This window comes from Polynucleobacter sp. 39-46-10, assembly GCF_002282275.1.
Genome location: NZ_NCJB01000477.1, coordinates 1 through 1362, shown reverse-complemented (window position 1 = coordinate 1362; position 1362 = coordinate 1). Strand labels below are relative to the sequence as shown.

At 47.0% G+C, this 1362-nt stretch carries 1 protein-coding gene and 1 pseudogene; both read right to left on the bottom strand.

Features of this window, described 5'->3' with window-relative positions; all coding sequences use genetic code 11:
• A pseudogene (locus B7X71_RS16945) lies at window positions 1-612 on the bottom strand (Tol-Pal system protein TolB); the annotation flags it as partial.
• A 3-nt stretch (window positions 613-615) separates the two neighbouring features.
• The coding region (locus tag B7X71_RS16940) for an energy transducer TonB (protein WP_293601600.1) at window positions 616-1362 on the bottom strand (747 nt) is incomplete at its 5' end.

Genomic DNA, 1362 nt, shown 5'->3' with positions numbered 1-1362 from the left:
GGCATTGCGAATATTTTGACCATCTGCATCAGAGATCACCAAACGATAGCGTTTACCTTCTTTAATAACGTAGGAAAGACGGGTTGAGAAGATGCCGCGTTCACCCAATAACTTAAGGATGATGTCATCTGCAATTTTGTGACCTGCAGCCCGTAAATTGTCTGCGCTGGAATTAATATTTAAGCCACCAAGACTTTCGGACTTACGAATATCAAAAAGCTTATAGTGAATCTCAAATTGACCTGCGCCAGTTTGAACTACGGAGCCTACCGCCAAAGCATCTGCACCTCGAGCCGCCCATGATTTGTAGTTCGGTGTGCCCTCGTCACTTTCGCTGGCATTGCCGTTTTCAGTGTTTTTGAAATAACCACTGCGTGCCAAATCTTGACGAATGATGTCAGTAACGCTAGTAGGTAATTTATTCTCATCTTTGAATCGCATTACGGCAATGGGATAGAGCGACTGACCTACGCCCGTGATTTCAATATTCATTTGCGCTAGCGCAGACGAGCTCATACCAAACATTGAGATCATCACGGCGAGCACTACTGTAGTAAGTGAAGAAACTTTTTTATAGGTAGTACGCTTAATCAATTTAGCTACTTGCAACATGCTTTAGTCCTTGGGTTTAAAGGTCAGCTTAACTTCTCTTTGGGGAATTTTGCCATTGTCGTCTTTCGGCAGACTTTCTGCGCGAGTGAGCGCAAGTAACACTGCGCGATCCCAGCCAGCATTTCCACTGGAGCTCACGAGATCTGTACTTAAGATCGCGCCATCGGGTGCGAGATTGACTTTAACGACTGCCGCAGGGTTGCCGCTTATTGATTCTGGGTTAAATACGATGAGCGGCTTTACTTTCTTAACTACCTTATCCGTCCAGCCAGGAGGTGCATTGCCGCCAGCGCCAACTCCGCTGCCACTTGTTCCACCACTGCCGCCTTCTGCACCAGCAGCTGCACGCAGGCGAGCTAGCTGATCCGCACGAACTTTTTCAGCTGCGGCATTGGCTTTGGTTTCAGCAGGTGATTTGGATTCCACTTTTTGAGGAGGATCAACTTTTTTTGGCTTTTCCTTCTCCTTTGGAGGTGGAGGTGCTTGTGCTGGTTTAGGAGCTTCTTTTTTTGGAGGCTCTTTTACTTTTTCCTTCGGAGGCGGAGGGGGAGGGGGAGGCTGTATAGCCTTAGGAACTTCTTTTGGCATTTCTTTTCTAGGAGGCTCTTTTTCAATAGGTTTTTTATTGATAGCGATGTCCGCTGCCTCTTCCTTGATCTCCGCCTTTACTTCTGGCACGACAGGTGTTTCAACTTGTTGACTAGCATCCCAGAGTTCAACTTCAACTCCAGAGGGAGTGGAGTTATTCCA